Annotated in this window: 19 protein-coding genes, 2 tRNA genes and 1 pseudogene; 15 read left to right on the top strand and 7 right to left on the bottom strand. The window is 76.6% G+C overall.

Annotation, left to right across the window (positions count from 1 at the left end):
* Positions 1-8: 8 nt before the first annotated feature.
* Complete coding sequence (locus F593_RS0107400; protein WP_022928123.1) at positions 9-737, top strand: hypothetical protein; 729 nt, start codon at positions 9-11, stop codon at positions 735-737.
* Between the two features lie 71 nt (positions 738-808).
* On the opposite strand, the gene cobT is transcribed toward F593_RS0107400, so the two are convergent.
* Both cobT and F593_RS0107390 read right to left on the bottom strand, forming a co-directional pair.
* A complete protein-coding gene (cobT, locus tag F593_RS27930) occupies positions 809-2,791 on the bottom strand; it encodes a nicotinate-nucleotide--dimethylbenzimidazole phosphoribosyltransferase (RefSeq protein ID WP_022928122.1) in 1,983 nt (660 codons plus the stop codon).
* A gap of 59 nt (positions 2,792-2,850) precedes the next feature.
* Complete coding sequence (locus tag F593_RS0107390) at positions 2,851-3,261, bottom strand: RidA family protein (protein ID WP_022928121.1); 411 nt, start codon at positions 3,259-3,261, stop codon at positions 2,851-2,853.
* A 101-nt stretch (positions 3,262-3,362) separates the two neighbouring features.
* On the opposite strand from F593_RS0107390, the gene F593_RS23290 reads away from it, so the two are divergent.
* The 4 genes and pseudogenes from F593_RS23290 to F593_RS23285 form a co-directional block, all read left to right on the top strand.
* Complete coding sequence (locus tag F593_RS23290; protein ID WP_022928120.1) at positions 3,363-3,737, top strand: winged helix-turn-helix transcriptional regulator; 375 nt, start codon at positions 3,363-3,365, stop codon at positions 3,735-3,737.
* Positions 3,738-3,850: 113 nt separating this feature from the next.
* Complete coding sequence (gene cobS / locus F593_RS0107380) at positions 3,851-4,621, top strand: adenosylcobinamide-GDP ribazoletransferase (RefSeq protein ID WP_022928119.1); 771 nt, start codon at positions 3,851-3,853, stop codon at positions 4,619-4,621.
* Positions 4,622-4,682: 61 nt separating this feature from the next.
* Positions 4,683-4,772: transfer RNA gene (locus F593_RS0107375), tRNA-Ser, on the top strand.
* 203 nt (positions 4,773-4,975) lie between these two features.
* Positions 4,976-6,820, top strand: a pseudogene (locus F593_RS23285) (acyl-CoA carboxylase subunit beta); the annotation flags it as partial.
* Between the two features lie 15 nt (positions 6,821-6,835).
* Here F593_RS23285 and F593_RS0107365 read toward each other — a convergent pair.
* Together F593_RS0107365 and F593_RS23280 are read right to left on the bottom strand one after the other, a co-directional pair.
* On the bottom strand, positions 6,836-7,186 hold the full coding sequence (locus F593_RS0107365; RefSeq protein WP_022928117.1) for a DoxX family protein: 351 nt from the start codon (positions 7,184-7,186) through the stop codon (positions 6,836-6,838).
* Between the two features lie 115 nt (positions 7,187-7,301).
* Positions 7,302-8,957 (bottom strand): MFS transporter, encoded by a 1,656-nt coding sequence (locus F593_RS23280; protein WP_022928116.1) that lies wholly within the window; start codon positions 8,955-8,957, stop codon positions 7,302-7,304.
* A gap of 101 nt (positions 8,958-9,058) precedes the next feature.
* On the opposite strand from F593_RS23280, the gene F593_RS27925 reads away from it, so the two are divergent.
* Complete coding sequence (locus tag F593_RS27925) at positions 9,059-9,679, top strand: TetR/AcrR family transcriptional regulator (protein WP_022928115.1); 621 nt, start codon at positions 9,059-9,061, stop codon at positions 9,677-9,679.
* 145 nt (positions 9,680-9,824) lie between these two features.
* Here the strand turns inward: F593_RS27925 and F593_RS0107350 are convergent, their stop codons facing one another.
* Both F593_RS0107350 and F593_RS0107345 read right to left on the bottom strand, forming a co-directional pair.
* The gene (locus F593_RS0107350; RefSeq protein ID WP_022928114.1) at positions 9,825-11,747 is read right to left on the bottom strand and encodes an ArnT family glycosyltransferase; all 1,923 of its coding nucleotides are present in this window, start codon (positions 11,745-11,747) and stop codon (positions 9,825-9,827) included.
* 96 nt (positions 11,748-11,843) lie between these two features.
* Entirely contained in the window at positions 11,844-12,518 is a 675-nt protein-coding gene (locus tag F593_RS0107345; protein ID WP_028721511.1) for a metal-dependent transcriptional regulator, read from the bottom strand.
* A gap of 501 nt (positions 12,519-13,019) precedes the next feature.
* Between F593_RS0107345 and F593_RS0107340 the strand changes: the two genes are divergently transcribed.
* The 8 genes from F593_RS0107340 to F593_RS0107305 all read left to right on the top strand — a co-directional run bounded on the left by F593_RS0107340 (position 13,020) and on the right by F593_RS0107305 (position 20,847).
* Entirely contained in the window at positions 13,020-13,457 is a 438-nt protein-coding gene (locus F593_RS0107340; protein WP_022928112.1) for an Ohr family peroxiredoxin, read from the top strand.
* Between the two features lie 246 nt (positions 13,458-13,703).
* Positions 13,704-14,930, top strand: coding sequence for an aminopeptidase (locus tag F593_RS0107335; RefSeq protein ID WP_022928111.1), 1,227 nt, complete (start codon positions 13,704-13,706; stop codon positions 14,928-14,930).
* A gap of 170 nt (positions 14,931-15,100) precedes the next feature.
* Positions 15,101-16,363 (top strand): NHL repeat-containing protein, encoded by a 1,263-nt coding sequence (locus tag F593_RS0107330; protein ID WP_022928110.1) that lies wholly within the window; start codon positions 15,101-15,103, stop codon positions 16,361-16,363.
* Between the two features lie 144 nt (positions 16,364-16,507).
* Positions 16,508-16,594, top strand: a tRNA-Ser gene (locus F593_RS0107325).
* A 163-nt stretch (positions 16,595-16,757) separates the two neighbouring features.
* Positions 16,758-17,411 carry a TetR/AcrR family transcriptional regulator gene (locus tag F593_RS0107320; RefSeq protein WP_022928109.1) on the top strand — a complete coding sequence of 218 codons (654 nt, stop codon included), beginning with the start codon at positions 16,758-16,760 and terminating at the stop codon, positions 17,409-17,411.
* Entirely contained in the window at positions 17,408-18,046 is a 639-nt protein-coding gene (locus tag F593_RS23270; RefSeq protein ID WP_022928108.1) for a histidine phosphatase family protein, read from the top strand. Before F593_RS0107320 ends, F593_RS23270 begins: the two co-directional genes overlap by 4 nt.
* Positions 18,043-19,032, top strand: coding sequence for a CobD/CbiB family cobalamin biosynthesis protein (locus F593_RS0107310; protein ID WP_022928107.1), 990 nt, complete (start codon positions 18,043-18,045; stop codon positions 19,030-19,032). Before F593_RS23270 ends, F593_RS0107310 begins: the two co-directional genes overlap by 4 nt.
* Before the next feature lie 144 nt (positions 19,033-19,176).
* Positions 19,177-20,847 (top strand): cobyric acid synthase, encoded by a 1,671-nt coding sequence (locus tag F593_RS0107305; protein ID WP_022928106.1) that lies wholly within the window; start codon positions 19,177-19,179, stop codon positions 20,845-20,847.
* Between the two features lie 35 nt (positions 20,848-20,882).
* Here the strand turns inward: F593_RS0107305 and F593_RS23265 are convergent, their stop codons facing one another.
* A complete protein-coding gene (locus F593_RS23265; RefSeq protein WP_022928105.1) occupies positions 20,883-22,181 on the bottom strand; it encodes a cation:proton antiporter in 1,299 nt (432 codons plus the stop codon).
* 79 nt (positions 22,182-22,260) lie between these two features.
* Here F593_RS23265 and F593_RS0107295 point away from each other — a divergent pair, with 79 nt between their 5' ends.
* Positions 22,261-24,063, top strand: coding sequence for a nitrilase-related carbon-nitrogen hydrolase (locus F593_RS0107295; protein ID WP_022928104.1), 1,803 nt, complete (start codon positions 22,261-22,263; stop codon positions 24,061-24,063).
* Positions 24,064-24,092: the final 29 nt, after the last annotated feature.

Here is a 24,092-nt window from a genome sequence, read left to right as displayed (position 1 = left end):
TCCAGGGAGTGTCGCCCAACCCCTTGAAGCAGATCCAGGAGGCCCTCGAGAAGGTCCTCCACGAGACGGGGGTCACCGACTTCGGTCGGAGCATGTCGTCCATCGACGACCTGACGGCCGAGGTCCAGCACGTCTACAAGCGCGTCGACGACATCGAGCAGCGGATGGAGACGATCGTCCCGTTGCTCGAGCGGCTCGTGAACGTCGCGGAGGGCCTCGAGCGCGAGATCCAGCCCATCAGCTCGCTCGCGGCCAAGGTCCCCGGCTCGGGCGAGCGCAAGCGCCGTCGCCAGGAGGCCGCGGCCGCCCTCGGCGCCGGGTCGGGTGACGCGGCCGCGGAGGACGTCGTCGCCGACGAGGCGCTGCACGGAGGGGGCGCCCTGCAGGGCGCCCCCGGATCGCCCGGCGTGGTCGCCACCCCGGGCCGGCCCGCGCCCCCCGGATCCACCACGACGCCCGCACAGGGCCCCGGGGGCGCGCTCACCCCGGAGAACGGCGCGTGGCCCGGCACCCGCCCGACGACGCCCGGGGCCACCGCCACGCCGGGTGCCGTCAGCGCCGGGCCGCCCGCGCACCGCGACGCGACGGCGGGCACCCCGCGGGTCCCGCCGGCCGTGCGGCCCGACGCCCCCGTCTCCCCCGGTCCGACCACCGACCTGCCGTCCGGCGGCGCCGTGCGGCCCGGGGCGACGGGCTACGCACCGCTGGGCAACCGGCCCCGCGACGAGCGCGGCTAGACCGCACGCCAGCCGCCGACCGCCCGGGAGCGGCCCCCCGCGCCCGCGACCCCGCGATCCGCCGAGTGGTGTCAGCGCGCGGGCATCGGCCCGTCGACGCCCGCCTCGGCGAAGGTCTCCATGTCGCGGTGCAGACGACCCGCCTGCTCGAGCAGCGGCAGCGCCAGCGCGGCGCCCGACGCCTCGCCGAGCCGCAGACGCAGGTCGAGCAGCGGCTCCAGGCCGAGCTGCGCGAGCACCGCGCCATGGGCCGGCTCGGCGGAGCGATGACCGGCCACCAGTCCTTCCCGCACGCCGGGAGCCAGCCGCACCGCGGCGAGCGCGCAGACGCCGACGGCGAAGCCGTCCAGCACGACCGGCACCCGTCGGCGGCCGGCCTCGAGGATCGCTCCGACGACACCCGCGAGCTCGAGTCCTCCGAGCTCGCGCAGCGCGGGCAGCGGCTCCGTGGGGCGGCCCGCCCGCTCCAGCGCGTCGCGGACGACGGTGCGCTTGCGTTCGAGCCCCGCGGCATCGGCACCCGCACCGCGGCCGACGGCGAGCTCCGGCGTCAGGCCCGTCAGGGCGCAGGCCAGCGCGGCGGCGCTCGTGGTGTTGCCGATCCCGATCTCGCCCGGCAGCAGGCAGCGCGCGCCGCGGTCCAGCAGCTCGCCGGCCAGGGCGGCCCCGGTCGTGATCGCGCGCTCGAGCTCGTCGGGCGTCATCGCCGGCCCGGCCCCGAGGTCGGCCGTTCCGCCGTCGCGCACCCGGGCCGGGCGGACACCGGGGGGCGTGGGGCCGCGCAGACCGAGATCGGCGACGGCCAGCAGGCCCGCGTGGTGGCGCGCCAGGACCCCGATCGCCGTGCCGCCGCGGGCGGCGGCCGCCGCGATCTGGCCGGAGACGTTCCCGCCGTAGAGCGAGGTGCCGCGGGCCACGTGGCCGTGGTCGGCGGCGAGGATCAGCATGCCGGGGCGCAGCGGGCTCGGGGGCACGTCGCCACTCCAGGCCGCCCAGCGCTCGACGATCGCCTCGAGCGCACCCAGGCTGCCCGCGGGCTTGACGAGCTGGTCGGCGCGGTCGCGGACGGCGACCGCCACCCGCTCGTCGGGCGTCGCGACGCCGGCCACGAGCGCGGCGACCGCGGGAGGGAGCGACTCGGCGTCGACCGGGGCCGCCCGGAGCCGGCCGGCGTCGGTCGGCGTCGGGCCGCCGGGGGCCGCGGTCACCGGGTGGCGGGCGGCGTCCGTCGGCGCGACGCCGAGGTGCGCGCGGGGAGGGCCCGCCGCACCGAGGTCCTCGGCGCCGGCGACCGGCACCGCCCCGCCCAGCGGGAGCAGGTCCTCGGCGGGCCAGCGGTCCTCGACCACGACGGCCGAGAGCGGCGCGCGCTGCGCCCAGCCCTGGGCCTCGAGGCCGGGCCGCACGGGGCGCTCGTCGGGCCAGCCGACGCAGAGCCACGCCATCGGGTCGACGCGGTCCGGGATCCCGAGCAGGCCGCGCAGGTCCTCGCGGCGGTAGAAGCTCACCCAGCCGACGCCCAGCCCCTCCGCGCGCGCCGCGAGCCACAGGTTCTGGATCGCGCAGGCGGTCGAGTGAACGTCGGTCTCCGGGATCGTCCCGCGGCCGAGCACCTCGACGTCGGGGCGCCCCGGGTCGCAGCAGACGACGATCCCCATCGGCGCGTCGACGATGCCCTCGATCTTCTGGTCGAGGAAGTGCCGCGCGCGGTCGGAGAACCGCTCCGCCTGCCGCAGGCGCTCGCGCTGGGCCAGGCCGCGCATCGCCACCCGGGTCTCGTCGTCGCGGACGAGCAGGAACCGCCACGGCTGCATGAGCCCGACGGACGGGGCGCGGTGCGCGGCCGACAGCACGCGCTGGAGCACGTCCGCCGGGACGGGATCGGGACGGAAGCGCCGGATGTCGCGCCGCGCGCCGATGATCTCGCTCAGCGCGTCGCGCGCGGCGTCGGGGAACCGCCAGCCCGTCGGGTCGTCGGCCCGCTCGGCCGCGCGCGAGGCGTCGAAGCCCTCCGGCGTGGCGGGCCGGACGTAGCCCTGGGTCCCCTCGCTCATGGCGACAGCTTGGCGGACCGGGGCGATCGCGGGCGGCTCGCGACGCGGCGGCGCGGTCGTCAGTCGAGCACGGCGTAGGCCTCGACCTCGACGAGGAACTCCGGCATGTTCAGGATGTCGACGCCGATGAGCGACGTCGGAGGCAGCGGCTGCGGGATCCCGAGCTCGGTGGCGACCGCCTCGACGCCCGCCAGGAATGCGTCGATCTTCTCGGGAACCCAGTCCGTGACGAAGAACCGGAGACGTACGACGTCCGAGAACGTCGCGCCGGCGCCGGCGAGGCCGCGGGCGGCGTTGCGCAGGGCCTGGGCGGTCTGGCCAGCGAGGTCGCCGGGGGCGACGACCGCGCCGTCGTCGTCCCACGCGATCTGGCCGGCGACGTGGACGTGGCGGGTGCCCGAGGCGACCGAGACGTGGTGGTAGGGCTGGGGCTGGAGCAGGCCCTCGGGGTTCAGGAACTGGACGGTCATGGGTGTCCTCGCTGCGTCGTCGTGTCGACGCGTCGGTGTGATTCGGGTGGTATCCGGCTTATACCTAGTATTCCGCGGGCACTTCAACGAGACTAGGTGGCGTGCGCGATACCGAGCAGCCCCATGTCGACCCGAGCGTCATCGCCCCGGCGCACCGGGAGCTGCTCGCGCAGGTGCTCGACCGCTGGTCGCTCCAGGTCCTCGACGAGCTCTGCGACCGGACGCTCCGGTTCAACGAGCTGCGGCGCGCGGTCCCGGGCGTCACACAGAAGTCGCTGACCACGACGCTGCGGCGCCTCGAGCGCAACGGCATGGTCCAGCGCGTCGTCACCTCCACCCGTCCGGTCGCCGTCGAGTACCGCATCACCCCGCTCGGCAGCACGCTGCAGGACCTGATCGACGCGCTCCTGCGCTGGACGACGGGCGCCATGCCGGCCGTGGACGACGCGCGGGCGCGGTTCGACAGCGAGGAGTGACGGACGCCGGCCGGCTCGCGAGACGTCGGTCCCGCCCCGTGGCGCCCGGGACGCCACGCGGGCGTCGCCGCGTCGCACCGCGGGCGGCCGGGCCCACGGCTAGCCTCCGCGCGATGCCGACCGCGCCGTCCCCGAGCAGCCCGCTGGACGGCCCCCGGCACGCGGTCGGGTTCCTCACGCGCGTGCCCGTGCCGTTCGGGCCGGACGAGGCGCCGCGCCTGGCCGCCGCGGCCCCGTGGTTCCCGCTCGTCGGCGCGGGCGTCGGGGCGGTCTCCGGCGGCGTGCTCGCGCTGGCCGCGCTGCTGCCCGGGGCCGGGGTCGCGGGCGTCGCCGCTGCGCTCGCGCTCGCCGCGGGCGCCGCCGTCACGGGCGCGCTGCACGAGGACGGCCTGGCCGACACCGCGGACGGCCTGGGCGTGCTCGGCGACCGCGAGCGGCGGCTCGCCGTCATGCGCGACTCACGGCTGGGCACCTTCGGCGCCCTCGCCCTGCTCGTCTGGCTCCTCGTGGCCTGGAGCGCCCTGCGACCGCTGCCCACGGGCGAGGCGGTCGTGGCCCTGGTCGCCGCCGGCGCGCTCTCCCGGTGGGCGATCCTCGTTCACGCCACCCTGGGCCGGCCCGCGCGGCCCGACGGCGCCGTCCACGCCCTGCGCGTCGGGCCGGTCGCCGCGGTCGCAGCCACCGCCGTCGCGCTCGCGGCCGCGCTCCTGGCCCTCGGCGTCGTGGCCGGGCTCGTCGCGGCCGGCGTCGCCGTGGTCGTGGGCGCCCTCGTGGCCGCCGGCGCGCGGCGGGCGATGGGCGGAATCACGGGCGACACGTGCGGCGCGACCGCGGCGCTGACCCAGGCCGCCGTCCTCGTCGTCGCGCTCGCGTTCGCCGTCTGACCGGGGGACGTCGCCTTTGCGCGCGACGCGATATCCTGCCCGTTCCGCCACGGCGGACGTTGGAGAGGTGCCAGAGCGGTTGAATGGGGCAGTCTCGAAAACTGTTGTAGGGGTACCCCCTCTACCGAGGGTTCGAATCCCTCCCTCTCCGCTGCGCGTCGCATGACGCACCACGACGGGTCGCCCACGGGCGGCCCGTCGCCGTTCCCGGGGCCGTCGCCGTTCCCGGGCCTCTCGCCGTTCCAGGGCCCGTCGCCGTTCGGAACCCCGGGCCGCGCGCACCGTCGTCCCCGCCCTGCGGGTCGGTACGGCCGGCGCTCGCCGCCGTCGGCCGCCCTTGCGACACTGCGGCCGATGAGCAACGGCACGGACGCGCAGGACCTCGGAGCCCCCGTCGACGGCACGCTGTCGCGGATCGACGTGGCCGTCGGCGACCGCGTCGCGCCCGGGGACGACCTCGGGGCGGTGCACGCCGACGGGACCGAGGTGCGGCTCGTCGCGGCGGTCGCCGGAGCGGTCGCGGCGCTCCGGGCCGAGGTCGGGCAGGCCGTCCGGGCCGGGGAGCCCGTCGTCCGCGTGACCCCCGTGGCCGGCGCTCCCTCCCCCGCCCTGCGGAACGTCGACCTCGACGCGGTCCGCCCCGACCTCGCCGAAGTCCGCCGCCGTCACGACCTGACGCTCGACGCCGCGCGCCCCGACGCCGTCGCCCGGCGCCACGCTCGGGGTCAGCGGACGGCGCGGGAGAACCTCGACGACCTCTGCGACCCGGGCACCTTCGTGGAGTACGGGGCGCTCGCGCTCGCCGCGCAGCGCTCGCGCCGCAGCCTCGAGGAGCTCATCGCGAAGACGCCGGCCGACGGGCTCGTCTGCGGCGTGGCCGAGGTCGGGGGCGCGGTCGTCGGCCGCGACCGGGCGCGGGCCGTCGTCCTCTCCTACGACGCCACGGTCCTCGCGGGCACGCAGGGTCACCGCAACCACGCGAAGACGGACCGGATGTTCGACGTCGCCGCCCGGCGGCGGCTGCCCGTCGTGTTCTTCGCCGAGGGCGGCGGCGGTCGCCCAGGCGACACGGACATCCCGAGCGCGTCGTGGCTCGACGTCCCCACCTTCCACGCGTTCGCGCGGCTCTCCGGGTCGGTCCCGCTCGTCGGGGTCGCCTCGGGCCGCTGCTTCGCCGGCAACGCGGCGCTGCTGGGCTGCTGCGACGTCGTCATCGCCACGGAGGACGCGACGATCGGCATGGGCGGGCCGGCGATGATCGAGGGCGGCGGCCTCGGCGTGTACGCGCCGGAGGAGGTCGGCCCGATCGACGTGATGGAGGAGAACGGCGTCGTCGACGTGACCGTGGCCGACGAGGAGGAGGCCGTCGAGGTCGCCCGCGAGGTGCTCGGGTTCTTCCAGGGTCCCGCCGCGACGTGGGTCGAGCCGGACCCACGACTGCTGCGCCACGCCGTGCCGGAGAGCCGCACGCGCGCCTACGACGTGCGCCGGGTGCTCGACGGCCTGGCCGACGTCGACACGGTCGTCGAGCTGCGCCCGGCGTTCGGCACGAGCATGGTCACCGCCCTGATCCGCGTCGAGGGCCGGCCCTACGGCGTGATCGCGAACGACCCCTCGCGCCTGGGCGGAGCGATCGACTCCGTGGCGGCGGACAAGGCCGCGCGGTTCCTCGGCCTCTGCGACGCGCACGGCCTGCCCGTGATCGCGCTGTGCGACACCCCCGGGTTCATGGTCGGGCCCGAGGCCGAGCGCTCCGGGACCGTCCGCCACGTCTCGCGGATGTTCGTCGCGGGCGCCAACCTCTCCGTCCCCCTCGTGACGGTCGTGCTGCGCAAGGCCTACGGGCTCGGCGCGATGGCGATGGCCGGCGGGAGCATGAAGGCGCCGCTGGCCACCGTCGGCTGGCCAACGGCCGAGATGGGCGCGATGGGCCTCGAGGGCGCCGTACGGCTCGGGTTCAAGGCCGAGCTCGAGGCCGCGCCGGAGGGCGAGGAGCGCCAGGCCCTGTTCGCCCGCATGGTCGAGGCCGCGTACGAGCACGGGAAGGGCCTGAACGCCGCGACGATGTTCGAGCTCGACGACGTCATCGACCCCGCCGACACCCGCCGCTGGATCGCGGCGACGCTCGGCGACCACGAGCCGCGCCGGCCGGGGCCCGGCGGCGGCGAGGACCGCCGGCCCTTCGTCGACACCTGGTGAGGGGCGGGCCCTGCGCTACGACGCGCGCCGCGCCCAGAGCACGAGCAGCCCCTGCAACGGCAGGCGCGCGATCAGGGTCCTCCGGCCGCCCGGGACGGGGTGGCGCTCCGGGTGCAGCGCCATGTTCACGTTCGACGGGAACACCCCGATCAACGTGGCGACCGACAGCAGGCGGCCCCAGCGCCGCGTCCGCGGGTGCATCGTCGCGGCGCCCGCCACGATCTCGACGACGCCCGAGATCTGCACCAGCTCGCGGTGCGCGGGCAGGTAGTCGGGGACGATCGACTCGAACGGCTTCGGGATCGCGAAGTGCAGGACCCCGGCCGTGATGAACATCGGCCCGAAGAGACGGCGCAGCGGCGGCATGGGGCGGGACCCTACCGCCGGTCGCGACCGGCGGTAGGCCGCGGGCGACGGGGCCCGTCGCCCGCCCGGGCCCGCGGCCGGCCCGCCGCCGATCCCGGATCGGCGGCGGGTCCCGTTACGCCGCGCCGGCCTCGTGCGCCTCGACCTCGCGGCCGCGCGTCACGAGCAGGCCCAGCAGCGCCGCGACGACGGCCAGGCCGACGCCGACGTACATCGCGGCGTGGAGGCCGTCCATGAACGCCCCGTAGCTCGCGTCCGACACCGCGCGCGCGACCTCGGGCGTGAGCTCCCCGCCGTTGGCCTGTGCCAGGCCGGCGGTGAGCTCCTGCGGCGCGCGGGCCGCGTCGGCCGGCGAGACGCCCTGCGAGACGAGCTCGCCCGTGCGGCTCACCACGGCGGCGACGGGCGCCGGCACGCGCTCCGCCGCCAGGTTGTCGGCCAGGTTGCCGGCCACGGAGGACGCGATGATCGAGCCGAAGACCGCGGTGCCGAGCACGCCGCCGAGCTGCTGCGCGGTGGACTGCAGGCCGCCGGCCACACCGCCGCGCTCGACGGACACGTTGCCGACGATCGCCTGGGTCGTCGACACGATGATCAGGCCGAAGGAGAGGCCGATGATCAGGAAGTACGGCCACTGACCGTTGTAGCTCGTGTCCGTCTCGAGCATCGTCAGCCCGAAGAAGGCGACGACGAGCAGCAGCATGCCGAGGATGAGCGGCGGGCGGGGACCGTAGCGCTCGGTGAGGAAGCCGCCCAGCGGCGCCGAGATGACGAAGACGGCGGTGAGGGGGAGCATCCGCACGCCGGTCTGGACCGGGCTGTAGCCGTGGGTGTTCTGCAGGTAGAGGCCGATGAAGAACAGCACGCCGAAGAGCGCGAAGAAGCCGACGATCACCAGCAGGGTGCCGGCCCAGACGGAGCGCTCGCGGAAGATGTCCAGCGGCAGCAGCGGGTCCGCCGCACGGTGCTCGCGCAGGACGAAGAGGCCGAGGACGATCACGCCCGCGAGCCCGAAGAGCAGCACGTAGGCGGAGCCCCAGCCCTTGTCCTGCGCCTTGATGAGCGCCCAGACCAGGAGGAAGAGGCCGCCGGAGAGCAGCGCGACGCCGGGGACGTCGAAGCCGCCGGCGTGCGACTCCTCGCGGGACTCCTTGACCCAGGCGACGGCGACGACGGTCGCGAGGAGGCCGAGCGGCAGGTTCAGCAGGAAGATGGACTCCCAGGAGACGTGCTCGACGAGCAGGCCGCCGATGATCGGGCCGGACGCGACGGCGAGCGCGGAGGAGCCGCCCCAGATGCCGACGGCGCGGTTGAGCTCGTTCGGCGGGAACGCCGCGCGGATCAGCGCGAGCGTGTTGGGCATGAGCAGCGCGCCGGCGACGCCCTGCAGCACGCGGAAGAAGATCAGCGCGCCGATCGACGGCGAGAGCGCGCAGCCCAGCGACGTGATCGCGAAGCCGACGATGCCGATGATGAAGACCTTCTTGCGGCCGAAGCGGTCGCCGAGCTTGCCGCCGAGGATCAGCAGGACGGCCAGGGCGAGCAGGTAGCCGTTCGTGACCCACTGCAGGCCGGCGAGGGACGCGTCGAGGTCGGCCGCGATCGTCGGATTGGCGACGCCGACGACGGTGCCGTCGAGGCCGACCATCATCACGCCGAGCGCGACGGCGACGAGCGTGAGCCACGGGTTGCCCTGCGCCTGCGCGCGGCGGGCGGCGCGGTCGCCGGGCGGGACGGAGGCGCCGGTCGGCGCGGTGGATGGTGCGTTCATGAGGGGACCGCCGGGGGCGTCGAGGAGGGAACGGGCGTCGACCGATCAGGACGAGGCGCCCGAGAAACGGTACGGTATGGCCCCGCTTACCCGGAGCCTCTGTGACCGATTCCACGAAACCCCGCCGCGCCGACGCCCGCCGCAACCGCGACGCCGTGCTGGCCGCCGCGGTGCGGGTCCTCGCCGAGCGCCCCGAGGCCTCCATGCGCGAGATCGCGGAGGCCTCGGGCTTCGGGCGGACGACGCTCTACCGCCACTTCCCGCACCGCGACGACCTCGTCCGCGCGCTCTACGGGCGGGTCTTCGAGACGGCGCATGCGATCGTGGAGTCGGCCGTGGAGTCCGGCCGCGCGGCGTGGGCCGCGGGCGACCCGGAGGACCCCGACGCCGACGCGCTCGAGGTCCTCGTACGGATGACGCTCGTGCTCACCGACCTCGGCGAGCAGTACCGGTTCCTCGGCGCCCACCGCGAGACCGGGCAGCAGCAGCTCGAGGCGATGGCGGCCGAGCAGGGCGTCGAGCCGCTCGCGTCCTACGTCGCCGAGGGGCAGAGCCGCGGGCAGCTGCGGGACGACCTCACGGTCGCCTGGATCACCGACGTGATCCACGGCCTCACGATGATGGGCGCCCAGCACGTGCGTAACGGGGCGGCGTCGGCGCCCGAGCTGCGCGAGATGCTGTCCCGCACCGTGCGCGGGGCGATCGGGCCCGGCGCGGCCTGAGCGGGGCCGGTGAGGCCCGAACGGCGCCGGTGCGGCCCGAACGGCGCCGGTGCGGCCCGAACGGCGCCGGTGCGGCCCGAACGACGCCGGCGCCCGCACGCTCGCTGTCCGTACGCCGCCGTGGTCCCGCGCCCAGCCGCGGACCTCAGCGCCAGGGCGCGTTCGGCACCACGGCGGGCATCGCGCCCGGCGGCGTTCCCGCGCAGCGTCCGCCGCGCAGGCGGTAGACGGAGACCATCGGGCCCGGGCGCTCGTAGTCCAGCTCGTACGTCGTCGCCTGGCGGTCGATCTGGTACTTCACGGGCGCCGTCGTGGGCAACCAGGGACCCCGGCCGTCGGGGAACGTCGCCTCGCGGGAGAACGGGCTGAGCTGCCAGACGAGGTCCGCCCGGCGCGTGAGCTCGCGGTAGTAGCGGCGGGCGGCGGGGACGAGCTCCGGGGTGCGGCCCGCGCGGCCGGCCTGGTACGAGCTGGTCACGACGGTGCAGTACCCGTAGCGCTCGAACTCGTCGATGAGCTCGGGATAGAGGATCCGCACCCACGACGAGAAGCCCGCCTTCAGCCGCAGCTGCGGGTGCTTCCTGCGGTCGCGCCGCTGGACCGCGGCGATCGTGTGGTAGATCGACCAGCGGTTCAGGCTGAAGTACGCGTTGTTGCCGTCGAACGTCGGCATCCACGCGCCGGGCGACATCGACTCGAGCACGACGCCGGACTTCGGCGGCACGTGGGCGACCATCCAGTCGCGCAGCACGGTGCGCGTGTCCTCCCGCCCGACGACCGCGGCGGTGTGCGTGCTGTGGAGGAGGGACTGCGCGCCGAGCCCGAGCGCCAGCGCGCCGGCCAGGGCGATCCGCACGCGCCGCGGCCGGCGCGCCAGGAGGCCCACGACCTCCTGCACCGCGTAGCCCGCGGCGATCACGAGCACGGGGACGATCGGCAGCAGCCAGCGCGCGAAGAAGCGGTCCTGGAACCCCATCACGACGAGGTAGCCCGCGACCATGGGGAGGAGCAGCAGGGCGATCCGCGGCCGGCGGACCGCCAGCAGCAGGGACCCGACCACGGCGGCGACCAGCGGCGCCCAGCCGACGCCCCAGCCCGCCGCCCAGGTGTAGAAGACGAACCCGTTCGTCATCGGCTCGCCGACGTAGCGCCCGCTCCCCGACCAGTTCGCCTGGTACTCGATCGCCCGCAGCACCTCGTGCGGGTCGATGAGGACGTACGGGTTCGAGAGGACGAACGCGGCGAGCGCCACGACGCCCATCAGGACGGTGCGCCGCGCGACGGTCCCGAACCCGTCGGGCCGCACCCGTAGGACCGCGGCGGCGAGCGCGACGAGCACGACGATGCCGGCGTTGTACTTGAACCCCGCGGCCAGGCCGACGGCCACGCCGGCGAGCAGGAACCCGCGCCGTCGCCCGGCGTCGTCCTGCAGGATCCACGCTGCGCCGAGCAGGCCCAGGGCCACGAACAGCAGCGTCGGTCCGTCCGCGAGCGCGACCCGCGCGTAGGCGACGGGCAGGAACGCCACGGCCAGCAGCCCGGCGGCGACGAGCGCCGCGGTCCGCCCCGTCAGCTGGCGTGCGGCGGCGTAGAGGACGGGCACCGCCGCGACGGAGAGCAGCGCCACGACGACCCGGCCGAGCAGGTACGCCTCGCCCGGATCGCGCACCAGCGCCTCGCTCGGTGAGAGCCCCTGCGGGCGGAACCAGAGCTGCTGGAGCACCCCGAGCAGGCCCATCATCCCCGGCGGGTTGACGAGCTCGCGGTAGCCGAGGCGCTGCGAGAAGACCGTCGCCGCGTCCGGGACGAACCGCGCGGACTCGTCGATGTTGTAGACGAGCGGGAGGTTCTGGCCGAGGTTCCAGAACCGCAGCACGAGCGCCACGAGGACGATCGCGCCGACGAGCGCGAGCTCCCAGCCGGGCAGGCCGGCGAGGGACCGGCGAACGCGACCGGTCCGCGCTCCACGCCGGGACGGGTCGCGGCGGGAGCCGCCGCGCCGGGCGGCGGGGCGGCCGGACCGGGGGGTCTCGGGGTCGCCGGTCGGCGCGGGGGTCGCGTCGGGCATCGGCCCGACAGCGTACGGACCGCCCCCGGGGCGCCGCCGCACCGTCACCCGGCGCGCCTGCGCCGACCCCGCTCCGCGCCGTCGCCCGCGGCGGGCTCAGCCGGCCATGCGCATCGCCGCGGCCAGCTCCGGCCCCAGCGCGTGCTCGACCCCGTCCAGGCGGACCGTCAGCGGCCCGCCGAACGGCTGCCGGTCGACGAGCGCGAGCGTCACGCCCGGAACCACCCCGCGCGCGGCGAGGTAGCGCAGCATCGCCGGGTCGGCGTCCGAGACGCGCTCGAAGCGCGCGGCGTCCCCCACCTCGAGGTCGTGCAGGCTGCGGGTGACCGGCTCCTCGAGCTCGAGCTGCCGGTCGGGGATCGGGTCCCCGTGCGGGTCGAACGCCGGCTGCCCGAGCTTCGCGGCGATCCGCTCGGCCAGGTCGTCCGACAGCGCGTGCTCGAGCCGCTCGGCCTCGTCGTGGACGCGATCCCAAGGGACGTCGAGGATCTCGACGAGGAACAGCTCGAGCAGCCGGTGGTTGCGCAGCGTCCGCAGCGCGACCCGCCGGCCCTCCGCCGTCAGCAGCACCCCGCGGTAGGGCTCGTGCGCGAGCAGCCCCAGATCGGCGAGCCGGCGCAGCATGGCCGAGACGGACCCCGGCGTGATCCCGAGGCGTCCGGCCAGCGCGGTCGTGGGCACGGCGCCGCCGAGACGGGTCTCGAGCGCGAAGACCGCCTTGAGGTAGTCCTCGACCGCGGTGGAGGGGGGCGTGGCCGGCGCGGAGGCCATACCCATGGAGAGTAGGGGGCCCCAGGCGCGCCAGGGGTTCGGCCGAGGCCGGCTGCCGCGTCCGGCGGAGCCACTGGCCGGGCCCGTCCGCCGCGGCTCGCCGGCACGCCCGGGGCGGCGCGCGTCGGCCGGCGAGGGCATCGGCCGGCCCGCGAGTGCGGCGCGGCCGTCGAGGGGGATGGGCGTCCGGGGGCGGAGCGCCTTGGTGGGCAAGGGCGAAGGCCGGCCCGCGGATGCCGCGCGGCTGACGAGGCGGATCCGCATCTGGAGGCGGATCGCGCCTTCGAGGCGGATCGGCGTCCGCATGCGGCGACGATCCGCCTCGGCGCGGCTGGCCGGTGCCGGCGAGGCGGATCGGCGTCGCCGGATGACGCCGATCCGCCGCGACCGACACCGGCGGTGCCCGCTCGCCTCTCGACCGCTCCGCCCCCGCCTTCACGGCCCGCATACCCCCGCGCGCTACGTTGGATGGAGCAACAGTTTCAGCAACGAGGAGTTCCCATGGCCAGCTTCAAGCCCGTCTACGCCGCCCACGCCACCGTCACCGGTGGCCGCGACGGCTCCGGCAAGACCGACGACGGCCGCCTCGAGGTGCAGCTCGACAAGCCCGCCGCGCTCGGCGGCCCGGAGGAGAGCACCGGCACCAACCCGGAGCAGCTCTTCGCGGTCGGCTGGGCCGCGTGCTTCGAGGGCGCCATCGGCGGCGTCGCGGGCGACACCGACGTCTCGGGCGTGTCCATCGACGCGACCGTCGAGATCGGCAAGGCCGCCGGCGGACTCGCGCTGCAGGCCACGCTCGACGTGACGCTCCCGGGCGTCGACGACGACACCGCGAAGGAGATCGTCCGCAAGGCGCACGGCGTCTGCCCGTACTCCCGCGCCACGAGCGGCAACGTCCCCACCACGCTCATCGCCAACGGCCAGCCCGTCGAGGCCTAAGGGCCAACGCGCACCCTCGGGTGCGCCGGCGTGGCGCCGCGGCCCGGGCCCGGCCAGTCGCCCCGCCGGACGTGGCGGCCGGACCCGGCCGGAGTCCTGGCGCGCCAGAGGTCCCCATCCCTCGGGTGCGCCGGCGTGGCGCCGCGGCCCGGGCCCGGCCAGTCGCCCCGCCGGACGTGGCGGCCGGACCCGGCCGGAGTCCTGGCGCGCCCGAGGTCCCCACGCTCCTGAGTTAGCGTGGGAGGGGTGAGCGACCGTCGCGACCCCCTCCAGCCCGACCCCGCCCTGCTCGAGCGCCTCGCCGCGCTCGCGGTGCGGATCGGCGCCAACGTCCAGCCCGGCCAGGTCGTGACGGTGAACGGCCAGGTCGGCGGGCACGAGCCGCTCGTCCGGGCGATCGCCGCCGAGGCGTACCGCGCCGGCGCGAAGTTCGTCGACGTCGCCTGGTTCGACCCGCTCGTGAAGCGCGCGCGGCTGGAGCACGCGGCCGAGGACTCTCTCGACTTCGTCCCCCCGTGGCTGGGCGCACGCATGCTCGCGCTCGGCGAGAGCCGCGCGGCGGCGATCTCGCTCGTCGGCCAGACGACGCCCGGCGTCTTCGCGGGCATCGACCCCGCCCGGATCGGCAAGGACCAGCTCCCGTCGCTGCGCGAGACGTCGCAGGTCATCAACGAGCGCCAGCTCAACTGGACCGTCGTGCCCGCGCCGAACGCCGGCTGGGCCGGGCTGGTGTTCCCCGACCTGAGCCCGGAGGAGGCCCTGCGGCGCCTGGAGCAGGACGTCGTGACGGTGCTGCGCCTGGAGGACGACCCCGTCGCCGCCTGGGAGGCCCGTTCGGCCGAGCTCGTGCGCAGCGCGGAGGCGCTGAACGCCCGCTCGTTCGACGCGATCCGTCTGGAGGGCCCGGGCACGGACCTGACGGTCGGCCTGCTGCCGTCCTCGGTGTTCATCGCCGCCGGCATGGACACCGCCGAGGGCATCACGCACCAGGCGAACGTGCCGACGGAGGAGGTGTTCACGACCCCGGACCCGACGCGGGTGGACGGCGTGGTGCGCGCGACGAAGCCGCTGACCCTCGGGGGCACCACGGTCGACGGCATCGAGGTCGAGTTCCGCGGCGGCGAGGTCGTGCGCGTCGACGCGACGACCGGCGTGGAGATCCTCCGCGGTTGGATCCAGCGCGACGCCGGCGCGCGACGCCTGGGCGAGCTCGCGCTCGTCGACGGCGACGGCCGCGTGGGGCAGACGGGAACGGTCTTCCACGAGACGCTGCTGGACGAGAACGCCGCCAGTCACCTGGCCCTCGGCTCCGCGTACACGATGTGCCTGACCGACGAAGCGGACCACGCGCGGGCGAACCGCTCCGCGATCCACGTCGACTTCATGGTCGGGTCGAACGACGTGTCCGCGATCGGCATCGCGAAGGACGGCACGGAGACGCCCGTGCTCGTCGGGGGCGCCTGGCAGGCCTGAGCGGCCGGGGCCCGGGTCCGGATCGGGGCCCGGCACGGGCCAGGGCCGGGACCGCGTCGGTCTCTCACGGAGCCGACCCCCTGGCTCGGCGGGTCGCGCCGAAACCGGATCCCGCGCGGGGTGACGGCCCATAGACTCCGCGGATCAGCCCCCTGCCCCCGGAGGATGTCGTGATCCGCAGCACCCGCCCCGCCCCTGCCGGTCGCCGGAGCGCGCGCCGCGCCCCGGCCCTGCTCGGGCTCGCCGTCGCCGTGGCCGGCGTGGCGGGTGCCGCGGTGCCGTCCGGCGCGGCGGCCGCGGAGTACACGGCGGTCCGGGCGTGGGAGGTCAAGGCCGGCCAGGGGCTCGCCGTGGGGGCCAAGGGCGACGTGTACGTGGCCGTGAGTCCCTCGGGCGCCGACGGCGTCGTGCGGTACTCCTCGACGGGGCGCCAGACCGCGCGTTGGGGCACTCCCGGGCGCGACGCGGGCCAGATCGACTCCCCGTTCGGGATCGCCGTCGACGGCGCCGAGAACGTCTACGTCACCGACATCGCGGCCCGGGTCTCCGTCTTCTCGGGGTCCGGCGAGCTGCGGGCCGCCTCCCCGCTGTCGGGCCCGGGCGGCGCGACCGTCATCGGCAACGACATCGACGTCGACCGGGCCGGCGAGCGCTGGATCGCCCACAACGGGCGGGGCTCGCTGGCCAACGGCGTGCTGCGGTTCGGGAGCGACGGCACGGGCCTCGCATCCTTCGGGGGCCAGGGCGGAGGCGACGGGCAGTTCACCACCCCGGGCGGCGTCGCCTCGGACGGTCGCGGCAACGTCTACGTCTCCGACGTCCGCAACCACCGGATCCAGCGCTTCACCGCCGACGGCACGTTCGTGCGGGGCTGGGGCCAGGCCGGGAGCGGTCGCACGCAGCTGCGCGAGCCCCGGGGGATCGCGGTGGACGCGCGCGGCGACGTCTTCGTCGCCGACCACGGCAACCACCGCATCCAGCACTACCGCCCCGACGGCACGCACGTGACGAGCATCCCGCTGCCCGACGTCGATCCGTACGAGGCCGCCCCCTGGGACCTCGACGTCGACCGCGCCGGCAACCTCTACGTCCTGCAGCGCAAGAACGCCGCGATCGGCGCCGTGAACGTCCTGCGCCCGGTGACCGGCGCGGTCGTCCGCTCGTCCCGCCTGCGCGTCTCGTCCGGCCGCATCCCGGTCGAGCTGCGCTGCGCCGACCGGCGCGCGTGCCGGGGCACGGTGTCCGTGCGTCGCGGCGGGACCGTCGTGGCCAGCGGGGCATTCCGCGTCTCCGCCCGCCGGTCCGCCACGGTGCGCGTCCGGACGACGGCCCGCGGCCGGACGGTGCTGCGCCGCGCGTCCTCCCACGAGGTGCAGGTCCGCGTGAAGCCCGCCCGCGGGCGGGCCGTGAGCACGCCGCTGATCCTGCGGTGACGGCGCGACGGGAGGCCCGCACCGGGGCCGCCCGACGGAGCGTCCCGGCGGCCTGTCGGGACGCTCCCCGGACCGGTGCGTACATCCTCCGGCGGAGGCGGACGGCGGGGAGGGCCCGGGCTTCGTTATCTTCTCCGTTCCGCTGGAGAGGTGCCAGAGCGGTTGAATGGGCACGACTGGAAATCGTGTAACGGGGAAACTCGTTCGGGGGTTCGAATCCCCCTCTCTCCGCCTTCGACGGACCGACGGCCGCCCCACGGGGCGGCCGTCGTCGTTCCGGGGTGGGGCCGGCGCCGGGTTGGCGCGTCGCCGCTCGCCCGCGGCCGGCTCCGGGCACCGCCCGGGGTGTCGATGCGGACGGCGACCACGTCGGCCGGGCTGCGATGATCGGCCGGTGACGACTCCGTCCCCCGAGGAGCTGCTCGCGCGTGCCCTGACCGTTCCGGCCGAGGACGCCGACGACGAGGTGCGCACACGCATCCTCGACGCCGCCGCCCAGGGCTTCCGGGAGGGCGGCATCCGACGCACGAGCGTGAACGACATCGCCAGGCGCGCCGGGGTCGGCCGCATGACGGTCTACCGGCGATTCCCGCACCGGGAGCAGCTCGTGACCGCCGCGCTCCTGTTCGAGGCCCGCCAGGAGCTGCGGGCGCTGGGCCGGGCCCTGAGCGCGCTGGACGACATCGAGGAGCAGCTCGTCGAGGGGTTCGTCCGCGGCGTCGAGACGTCCCGCGGCCACCCGCTGTTCGTCCGGCTGCGAGAGACGGAGCCGGAGGACGTCGCGCTGCGGCTCACGATCCGCGGCGCCTCGACGCTCGACCTCGTCCGCACGTTCGTGGTGACCCTCCTCGACGCCGGCGTCGCCACGGGCCGCCTGCGGTCGATGGACACCCACGCGACCGCCGAGATCCTCGCCCGCGTCGCGCTCTCGCTCGTGACGATGCCGGCGACCGCGCTGCCCGTCGACGACCGGGACGCGCTGCGCGAGTTCGCCCGTGCCCACGTGCTCCCGCTCGTCGCCGGCCGCACCCCCGTGGGCGCCCGATGACCGCGCGCCTGCTGCTCCTGCGCCACGGGACGACCGCGGCCGTGCGCTCGGCGGCGTTCCCGCTCGACGAGGGGCTGGACGACCGCGGCCGCGCCGAGGCCCGTGCCCTCGTCGCCCACCTGCCGGCCCACCGCGACGTACTGCGCTCACCGGCCCGGCGCTGCGCCGAGACGGCCGCGGCGCTCGGGCACGCGGACGCCCCCGTCGACGACGGGCTGCGCGAGGCGGGCTTCGGTGGCTGGGCCGGCCGCACCCTGGCCGAGGTGCACGCGGAGGACGAGGCACCCGTCGTGGCGTGGATGACCGACCCCGCCTTCGCGCCTCCGGGTGGCGAGTCGCTCGACGCCCTCACCGCCCGGGTCGGCGCGTGGATGGCCACGCGCGCCGAGGGCGACCTGCCGCTCGTCGCCGTCACCCACGGTGGCGTCGTGCGCGCCGCGATCGCCGTCGCGCTCGGCGCCCCGGCGTCCGCCGCCTGGCGGATCGACGTGGCCCCCGGCTCCCTCACCGAGCTGCACGCGCACGACGGCCGCTGGCGGTTGATCCGCGCGAACTGGACGCCCTCCCGCGGCGAGCTCCGCGAGGCACGGGCCACGCTTGGCCTGCCCGACGACGCGGACGACCTCGACGGGTGACCCGCAGCGACCGCGCCTCCCGTCGGTCCGTCGCGGCCGGCCTGCTCCTCGGCTGGGCGGCGGACCGGGCGTTCGGCGACCCGCGCCGCGGCCACCCCGTCGCGCTCTTCGGCAGCACGATGCTCGCCGTCGAGGCCCGGCTGTGGCGCGACGACCGCGCCGCCGGGATCGCGTACGCGGCGACGGGCGCCCTCGTCTGCACCGGCCCCGTCGCGCTCCTCGACCGGGCGCTGCGCTCGCGCCCCGTCGGCCGCGCGCTCCTGACCGCGGCCGTGACGTGGGCGGCCCTCGGCGGACGGTCCCTCGCGGGCGCCGGCCGCGACCTCGGGGCCCTTGTGGCCCGCGGCGACCTCGACGGTGCGCGGGCGCTCGCCCCCACCCTCGTCGGCCGCGACCCCGCCACGCTCGACGGCGCCGGCCTGGCCCGCGCCGGGCTCGAGTCCGTGGCCGAGAACACCTCGGACGCCGTCGTCGCCCCCTTCGTCTGGGGCGCGCTGCTCGGCGCGCCCGGCGTCGCGCTGCACCGGGGGCTGAACACGATGGACGCGATGGTCGGCCACCACTCGCCGCGCTACGAGCGCTTCGGCTGGGCGGCGGCCCGCGCCGACGACGTCGCGGGCTGGCCGGCCGCCCGCGCCTCCGCCGCGTTGACCGTCGCCGCCGCGTCCTCCGTGGGCGGGAGCGCCGCCGGGGCGCTGCGCACCTGGCTGCGTGACGGGGCCCGGCACCCCAGCCCGAACGCCGGCCGGGTCGAGGCCGCGTTCGCCGGCGCGCTCGGCGTGCGGCTCGGCGGCCGCAACGTCTACGGCGGCCGCGTCGAAGATCGCCCCGTCCTCGGCGGCGGCCCCGACGGCCGGCAGGGGCGCGAACCGTCGGCCGCGGACCTGGAGCGGGCGGCACGGCTGTCGCTGCGGGTCGGCGCGCTGGCGGCCGTGCTGGCGGGCGCGGTCGCTCGCGGGGTCGGACGCCGCGGCCCGGCCCGCTAGGTCCCCCGGCCCGCGCACGCCCCGCGGGTGCGCCGGCGAGTCAGCGCGGGCGGACCCGGTCGGTCCCGCCCGCCGGACGCGGCGGTCCGGCCCGGCCGACGCCCTGGCGCGCGCGAGGTCAGCCTCTCCGTCAGGATCCGGCGGGTGCCCGCCCCGCGCACCCGTCCCGCCGACCCCTCCGCGCCCGCCGGCTCGCTGCTCGTCGCCGGGACGACCTCGGACGCCGGCAAGTCGCTGATCACCGCGGGGATCTGCCGCTGGCTGCACCGCGAGGGCGTGCGGGTCGCGCCCTTCAAGGCGCAGAACATGGCCCTGAACGCGGCCGTCACCCCGGACGGCCTGGAGCTCGGCCGCGCCCAGGCCGTGCAGGCCGCGGCGGCCGGGATCGAGCCCGAGGCCGTGATGAACCCCGTGCTGCTCAAGCCCACGGGCGAGCGGATGAGCCAGGTCGTGCTGCTCGGCCGCCCCTACGGCACCGCGGGCGCGCGGGACTACCGCCGGATGCGCGACGAGCTGCGCGGCGCGGTCCTCGAGAGCCTCGCCGACCTGCGCTCCCGCTACGACGCCGTCATCTGCGAGGGCGCCGGCAGCCCGGCGGAGATCAACCTGCGCGAGGGCGACTTCGTGAACATGGGCCTGGCGCGCGACGCGGGGCTGCCCGCGATCGTCGTCGGCGACATCGACCGCGGCGGCGTCCTCGCCGCCCACTACGGCACGATCGCGCTGCTGGACCCCGCCGACCAGGCGCACGTGGCCGGCACGATCATCAACAAGTTCCGCGGCGACCCCGGCCTGCTCGAGCCGGGCGTTCGCGCCCTCGAGGGCATGACGGGCCGCCCCGTGCTCGGCGTCGTGCCGTGGGCCGACGGCCTGGAGCTCGAGGCCGAGGACAGCCTGGGGCTGCGCACGATGGGCCGCTCCCGCGGGCCCGGGGCGCTGCGCGTGGCCGTCGTCGCGCTCCGGCGGATCTCGAACTTCACCGACCTCGACGCGCTCGGGGTCGAGCCGCACGTCGACCTGCGCGTGACCCTCGACCCCGACGTGCTCCGCGACGCGGACCTCGTGGTGCTCCCGGGTTCGAAGGCGACGGTGGCCGACCTGGCCGACCTGCGCGAGCGGGGCCTGGACCGCCTGCTGGCCGAGCGCGCCGCGGCGGGACGGCCGATCCTCGGGGTCTGCGGCGGCTACCAGATGCTCGGCGAGGCGATCGAGGACGACGGCGTCGAGACCGGGACGGGGACCGTCCCGGGCCTCGGCCTGCTGCCCGTCGCCACCGCGATGACGCCGCAGAAGATCACCCGCCGCCGCACGGGGCGGCTGCTCGTGGGGTCCGACGGGACGCTCGGCGGGGACACGGCCGGGAGCGGCGGTCCGGCCGGCGGGCACGACGACGGGACGGCGCCGGGCGACGCGGGCCTCTCCGGCTCCGTCGTCGCCGGCGGCTACGAGATCCGCCACGGCCGCGTCGTCCGCCACGGCGCGACGGCCCTGCTGCGCGGCGACGCGGTCGCCACGGCCGCGGGCGAGCCCGACGCCACCGACGAGGGCTGCGTGCGCGGCGCGGTCGCCGGCACCTCGTGGCACGGCCTCCTCGAGCACGACGGCGCCCGCGAGGCCGTGCTGGCCTGGGCGGCGCGCCACGCCGGGCGCCCGTACGTCCCCGGTGGCGCGCGCTTCGCGGAGATCCGCGACCGCCGCTACGACGTGCTGGGCGACCTCGTGGAGGAGCACCTCGACACGCGCGCGCTGCTGCGGCTGCTCGAGCACGGCGTGCCGGCGGGCCTGCCGACGCTAGCCTGCGGCCCGCTGGGCTGAGCCGCCGTGGGCAACGGCCCGCCGGGGCCCGAGGGCTAGCCGACGCCGCCGGTGACCGCGGGCTTCTGCAGCCGGCGCTTCGCGGGCTCGCCCGCCAGTCCGTGGACGACGATGGAGACGGCCGCGAGCACGACGACCGTCCAGAGGACCACCGCGGCCTCCTGCTCCGGGAGCGACTCCGACGTCACCACCACGCTGGCGTAGAAGAGCGAGCCGACCCCGCGGACCCCGAAGAACGCCGCGAAGACCCGTTCCCGCCAGGGCAGGTTGGTGCCGATGAGGGCGATGAGGCCCGCCGCCGGGCGCAGGACGAAGATGATCAGGAGGACGAGGGCCCAGCCCGCGACGCCGGGGGTGCCGAGCCCGTCGATCGTCAGCATCGAGGCGACGAACAGCACGACGGCGAGCTCGCCGAGGCGCTCGAAGATCGAGGCCCCGCGGTGGGTGCCCTGCTGCATGTCGTGGCCACGCTCGTAGCGGCGGAACCCGATCCCGGCCGTGAAGGCCGCGATGAACCCGTAGGCGTCGGCGATCTCCGTCAGGCCGTAGACCGTGAGGACGACGCCGATCCCGACCCAGGCGTCGAAGTACTCCTGCATGTAGCCGCGGTCGCGCGCGCGGCGGACCAGGGCGGCGGCGTAGCGGCCGATGAAGTAGCCGACGACGACGCCGACCAGGATCGCCCAGAGCACGTCGCCCGCGATCCAGGTGAGGACGTTGCCGTCGTCGCCGTGGTGGGCGAGCATGATCCCCGCGAGCACGAAGGGGTAGGCGAGGCCGTCGTTGAAGCCGGCCTCGGCGGTCAGCGCGAAGCTCGTGTCCTCGTCGTCGGGCTCGCCGGGCGGGCCGATCCCGAGGTCGCCGGCGAGGACGGGGTCCGTCGGCGCCGCCGCGCCGCCGAGCATGAGGGCCGCGCCGAGGGACAGTCCCATGGCGCCCCAGCCCCACAGCGTCACCGCGGCGATCGTGAGCGGCATCGCGATCAGCAGCAGCCGCAGCGCGTGGCTCCACGCCCGCCAGTGCAGCGCGCGGTCCACCGCCAGGCCCGTCCCGAACAGCGCGATGATCACCACGACCTCGGTCAGGTGCTCGAGCACCGCCGCGTCCTCGATCGGATCGAACGGCGTGCCCCCGACGAGCGGGATCACCACGGCCGCGACCGCGCCGAGCGCGAGGTAGACGATCGCCGAGGTGAACGTCCTCCCGGACTGGTTGCTCAAGGCGATCGTGGCGACGAGCAGCCCGACGCCGGCGAGCACGTAGACGAGGACGTCCACCTTGCCCGGGTGGAACCCTGGTTCGGCGGCGAGGGGGGACAGCACGAGGTCGAACAAGGCACATGCGCATACCCGCGCCCACGGGCGGCCATCCGCCGCTCCGCGCGACGGGCCCGCCTTCCCTACCGTCGGAGGGGTGAGCGCGCTCCGCCTCGGTCTCCTGCAGTTCCATCCCGTGGTCGGCGACATCGCCGGCAACCGGGACCGGATCGCGGCGATGCTGCGCCGGGCGGCCGACGCCGGCGTCGAGCTGGCCGTCTGCGGCGAGCTCGCGCTGTGCGGCTATCCGCCCCAGAGCCTGATCGTCGACGAGGGGATGCTGCAGGAGGCGCAGCGGGCGCTCGAGGAGCTCGCCGCGGACCTCCCGCCGGACCTCGTGGCGCTCGTCGGCGCCCCGCACCCCACCGCCGACCGCCGCGGGGTGCAGAACTCGGCCGCCGTCCTCACCCGCGGCGGCGTCGCGGGCTGGGCGGACAAGCAGCACCTGCCGACCTACGCCGTCTTCGACGAGGGTCGGTACTTCGTGCCGTCCCGCCACGCGTTCGTCGCCGAGCTCCCGAAGGCCCGGGTCGGCGTGATGATCTGCGCCGACCTCTGGGAGCCCGAGCCCTCCGCCGCCTGCGCCGCGGCCGGCGTCGATCTGCTCGTCGCGCTCAACGCCTCCCCCTATTCCCCGGGGATGCAGCGCCGCCGCGAGGCCACGACGATCGCCCGCGCGCTCGAGCACACGGTGCCCGTGGCGTACGTCAACCTCGTAGGCGGCCAGGACGGCCTGGTCTTCGACGGCGGGTCCCACCTCACGGACCACACGGGCTCCGTCCTCGCGCGCGGCCCCGCGCTCGAGGAGGACGTCGTGGTCTGCGACGTCGACCTCTCCTGGTCCCGCCGCTCCGCCCGCGCCGAGCCGCACCGCCGCGCCGCCGTCCGCCCCGCCGCGGGCGCCGTGATGGTGCTGCCCGTGACGAGCACCGCGGATCCGGCGGTCGTCCCCGCCGAGGAGCGGCCGCGCCCGCCCGCCGACGGCGTCGCCCGCTGGCCGGGGAACGAGGAGCACCGCTGGCTCGCCGTGCAGGTGGCGCTGCGCGACTTCACCGCCGGCCTGCGGATCGAGCGCGTGCTCGTCGGCCTGGACGGGACGCTCGGCGCCGGCCTGACGGCCCTGGCGGCGGCCGAGGCGCTCGGCCCGGAGAACGTGGTGCTCGTCGACGCGCTGCCCGCGTCGGTGGCCCACGACGACGACCGGCGCGCCTGGGCCCGGGCCGTCGTGCGCGCCGCGGGCTTCGCCGAGGCCGCCGACCCGGAGTGGACGGGCGTCGAGCTGCCCCTGGTGCACGTCGCCGCGCCCGACCCGACCGCCGAGCCGGGCGACACCGACGCCGACGCCCTCCCCCTGGAGCACGTGGTCCCGGACGAGGACCCGGCGGTGCGGCTCATCGCCAGCCGCGCGACCCTGCTCGGGCTCGAGCTCGCGGCCGACGCCCACGAGGCGCTGCTGCTGGCGACCGCCGACCGCACGATGCGGGCCCTCGGCGGCGGCTGGCCCCACGAGCTGGCGGGCGGGTTCGCCCCCATCGGCGACCTCACCCGCGGCTGGCTCGTCCGCATCGCCGGGTGGCTCGCCGCGCGCGAGCAGGCCCCCCTGGCCGCACCCCCCGAGCTGCTGACCCGCGCCGCGGCGACGCTCGGCGGCCCCCGCCCGCTCCACGAGCCGTGCGCCCTGCTGGACCGCGTGGTCGAGGGCTACATCGACGCGAACCACCCCACCGAGGTGATCGTGGAGCGCGAGGGCCTCTCCACCGAGATGGTGCTCGCGCTCGCGCACCGCATCGACCGCGCCGAGCTGACCCGCCGCTCGCAGCCGCTCGCACCCCGGATGTCGGGCCGGGCGCTCTCGGACGACCGCCGGATCCCCGTCGTCTGGCGCCGCGGCTGGCCGTAGGCCCGCCGCGCGTCCACGGACCGGGGCGC

The organism is Patulibacter americanus DSM 16676, from assembly GCF_000420025.1.
GTDB classification, from domain to species: domain Bacteria; phylum Actinomycetota; class Thermoleophilia; order Solirubrobacterales; family Solirubrobacteraceae; genus Patulibacter; species Patulibacter americanus.
Note: the sequence above shows the minus strand (reverse complement) of the source record. Positions and strands in the feature narration are given on the sequence as shown.